This window comes from Actinophytocola sp. (genome assembly GCF_050699935.1).
Classification (GTDB): domain Bacteria; phylum Actinomycetota; class Actinomycetes; order Mycobacteriales; family Pseudonocardiaceae; genus Actinophytocola.
This window is the reverse complement of record NZ_JBOHGB010000272.1, coordinates 1-3,886: the sequence shown is the minus strand read 5'-3', so window position 1 is coordinate 3,886 and position 3,886 is coordinate 1. Positions and strand designations below refer to the sequence as shown.

At 67.0% G+C, this 3,886-nt stretch carries 3 protein-coding genes; all 3 read left to right on the top strand.

What is annotated here, in order from left to right:
* The first annotated feature begins 150 nt into the window (after positions 1-150).
* Positions 151-1,551 (top strand): IS1380 family transposase, encoded by a 1,401-nt coding sequence (locus ACRDTB_RS37630; protein ID WP_431437043.1) that lies wholly within the window; start codon positions 151-153, stop codon positions 1,549-1,551.
* 452 nt (positions 1,552-2,003) lie between these two features.
* On the top strand, positions 2,004-3,305 hold the full coding sequence (locus ACRDTB_RS37625) for a vanadium-dependent haloperoxidase (protein WP_431437042.1): 1,302 nt from the start codon (positions 2,004-2,006) through the stop codon (positions 3,303-3,305).
* Positions 3,306-3,535: 230 nt separating this feature from the next.
* Positions 3,536-3,886: hypothetical protein (locus tag ACRDTB_RS37620; RefSeq protein ID WP_431437041.1), on the top strand; the 351-nt coding region annotated here is incomplete at its 3' end.

Sequence of the window (3,886 nt, the reverse complement as noted above, 5' to 3'; positions counted from 1 at the left end):
ATAGCATCCTCGTCAAGCCCGCGGGCTAGCCCGGCGCTTTCACCGGCCGATGCCGAGGTGACCGTGTCGATCACCTGAAAGATGCTCCTGGCCAGCGAGGATGTGACTGGTCGAGAGTCATTTCCGGGCTGGTCGAGGAGCACCTTTCAGGTGAAGAAGCGTAGCGGGTTGTATCCGCGGGTCGGGGTCGACGCGGCCGGGTCCGGGGTGGTGTCGCAGGCCGGTGGGGTCACATTGGTCGAGACGCTGCGGGTCAGCGGTCTGGACCAGATGTTGAGCCAGGCGCTGGCGCCGTGGCGCAAGCCGCTGGCGGTGCACGACCCGGCCAAGGTGGTGTGCGATCTGGCGTCAGCTCTGGCGCTGGGCGGGGACTGCCTGGCCGATATTGCGGTGCTGCGCGCCGAGCCGGGCCTGTATGGCGCGGTGGCCTCGGACCCGACGGTGTCGCGCACCATCGATGTGCTGGCCGCCGACGCGTCGCGCACGCTGGGCGCGATCAACGCGGCGCGGGCGGCGGCGCGGGCGCGGGTGTGGAAGCTGGCCGGTGAGCACGCCCCGGACGCCGGCGCGACCGCGGAGAAGCCGGTGGTGATCGACGTGGATGCCACGCTGGTCACCGCGCACAGCGAGAAGGAGCAGGCTCGCCCGACGTTCAAGCGCGGCTTTGGCTTCCATCCGTTGTGGGCGTTCGTCGATCACGGACCCGACGGCACAGGGGAGCCGCTGGCGGTGTTGCTGCGCCCGGGTAACGCCGGGTCGAACACCGCCGTGGACCACATCGGCGTGATCCGCGACGCGCTGCGGCAGCTGCCCTCCCACCGGCCGGGTGTGCGCCCAGGTCGGCGGGTGCTCATCCGCACCGACGCGGCCGGGTGCACCCACGACGTGCTGGACTTCCTCGCCGCCCAGCGGTTGTCCTACTCGGTGGGGTTCACCCTGCCCGATGACACCGAACAGTTGCTGGGGCGCATCCCGAAGGCGGTGTGGACGCCGGCCTACGACGCGGACGGCGACGTGCGCGACGGGGCGTGGGTTGCCGAGCTGACCGGCCTGCTGGACCTGTCCGGTTGGCCGAAGGGCATGCGCGTGATCGTCCGGCGGGAACGCCCGCACCCCGGCGCGCAGCTGCGGTTCACCGACGTCGACGGCATGCGGGTCACCGCGTTCGCCACCAACACCACCCGAGGGCAGCTGGCCGACCTGGAGCTGCGGCACCGCCGCAGGGCCCGCGCCGAGGACCGGATCCGCTGCGCGAAGGACACCGGGCTGACCAACTTGCCGCTGCACGACTTCGACCAGAACAAGATCTGGTGCGCCATCATCGCGCTGGCCTGCGAGCTGACCGCGTGGCTGCAGACCCTCGCCCTGACCGGACACCAAGCCCGCCGGTGGGAGCCCAAACGGCTCCGGCTGCGGCTGTTCTCCACCGCCGGGCGTCTGGCCGTCTCCGGCCGACGCATCGTGCTGCACCTGCCCCGCACCGGCCCGTGGAGCGGCCTGCTCGTCGACATGCTGGCCCGGCTGCGCGCCCTGCCCGCCCCCAGCGGCTGACCGCGAACCCCCCACCCCGACGACTCCTTGCCACACCCGGGCCCGTGGAACCCGGCGCCCCACCGAGCGACATCGGACGACCTGTCACACCCGACCTGCACAATCACCCGAAAGTCGGCCGCGACACAGCCGCCCAGCCCTCATCGGCCGGCGCGCGAAAGATCCGGGCTAGGACACACCTAGTTAGGCGGCCCCGGACACGGAGATAGCTGCTCCGCGCTATACGCGACCTGCCGCGCATGCTATAAGGGGGTCGTCCTGGCATGTCAGCGTTATTCGGGACGAGGATATTTTCGATCAGCGTCAATACGGCAACTCAGGAATCAGTGGTATCGATCGGTCTTGGTGCTTCGTGCTTGGCGGGGTCCACTCAAGGGAGGTAGGGCACCGTGGTTGGTAGGTTGCGAATGAGACGAGCAGGTGCTCTGGTTTCAGCGCTCATGGTCGCCAGCGTGCTGACGGCGGCGACCGGAGGTTCCGCGCAGGCACAGGTGGACGAGGATGCCGTCACCGCGTGGAATGCTAACGCCGGCGAGGCTGCGATCGCCGCGTGCATATCTCCCGTTGACAACCCGCTCCACGAATCGCGTCTCTACGCCATGATGCATCTGGCCATCCACGATGCCCTGAATGCCATAGACCGTCGCTCTCGTCCCTATGCGGTGGATTTGCAGGTAAACCCGGGAGCATCTGCGGATGCCGCCGTAGCTGCGGCTGCGCGAGACGTCCTGGTTCCGCTCATTGCTCAACTCCCTTCTCCCTTCCCGCAGGCGTGCATCGACGCGGGCATTGCCAGTGTCGATGCGGACTACACAGCCGCCCTCGGCGTGATCCCTGACGGTCCGGCCAAGACGCAGGGTGTTGACGTAGGACAAGCCGCAGCCGCAGCCATCCTCGCTCTGCGGGCCGCGGACGGATCGGATACGCCCTTGCTCGATTTTGCATACCCCCAGGGCACTGATCCAGGCGAGTATCGCTTCACACCCGGTTTCACGTTCGTATTCGCGCCGGGATGGGCCGACGTCACCCCCTTCGTGCTGAATGACAGCTCCCAGTTTCGTCCGGGTCCGCCTTATGCGGTGACCTCGAAGAAGTACACCGCGGACTTCAACGAAGTGAAGGCTCTCGGCGGCGACGACGTCACCACCCCCAGCGCGCGCACCGCCGAACAGACCGAGATCGCCCTGTTCTGGGTTGAAAGCTCCCCGCTGCAGTGGAACCGGATCGCTCGAACCGTTTCCGGCTCCGAAGGGCTGGACATGTGGGAGAACGCGCGACTGTTCGGCCTGCTCAACATGGCCCTCGCCGACGGCTACATCGGTTCCTTCGAGACCAAATCCCACTACAACTACTGGCGACCGGTCACCGCCATCCAAACCGCGGATACCGACGGCAACCCAAGTACCAGCGCCGACCCGACCTGGACTCCTCTGGTGGAGACTCCGCCAATTCCGGACTACGACTCGGCGCACTCGGTCGAGGGGGGCGCAGCCGCTGGTGTCCTCAAGCGGTTCTTCGGCACCGACGACATCGGCTTCACGACCTGCAGCTTGACGTTGCCCGCCGGAAGTACGTGCACCGATCCGTCGCCGGTGCTTCGTTCGTACACCAGCTTCTCCCAAGCTGAGGAAGAGAACGGCCTCTCGCGCATTCTTGTCGGGTTCCACTTCCGAGACGCGGTCGAAACAGGGATCAAACACGGCGAGAAGATCGGAAAGCGTGCTGCCAACCTCTACCTACGGCCCGCGCCCTGATGCCCCGGCAAGGTACGAGGATGATCTTGCCAACTCGCTGCGGTGTGCGCACGGCGAGCACGTTCCTAGTTCACCGGAATTCGGCGGTCACCGTCGCTCAGGACGTGCGCAAGCATGATGACTGGACCTACGTACAGCTTGACTTCCACTGTCGTTTACAAGGTGATTTGCTACGGACGCACCAAGCGGGCGGACACTAGGGGGAGAAGATGTCGCGTAGACGATCCAGCTTGCTCGTTGCGGTGGTCATGGTGGTGTTGGCTCCGCTCGGCGGTGTCGGCGCGTCGGCCGCACCACCACCCGCTGCAACGGACGCCACCGCAGCCACGCATTGGAACCAGATCGCGACGAGCACACTCGTCGTCTTCCCCGCGCCGGCGGGCGGTGCACCGAATGCGCTTCAGATCAACCTGGGGATGGTCCAGGGCGCGGTGTACGACGCAGTCAACGCGATCACGCCGAAGCATCACCGGCCGTATCTCCTCAAGCGGCGTTTCTCCGGTAGCGCTTCGGGGGAGGCGGCTGTCGCCACAGCGGCGTACCGCGTTCTCACCCACATCGTCTCGACCGTGCCCGCGAGT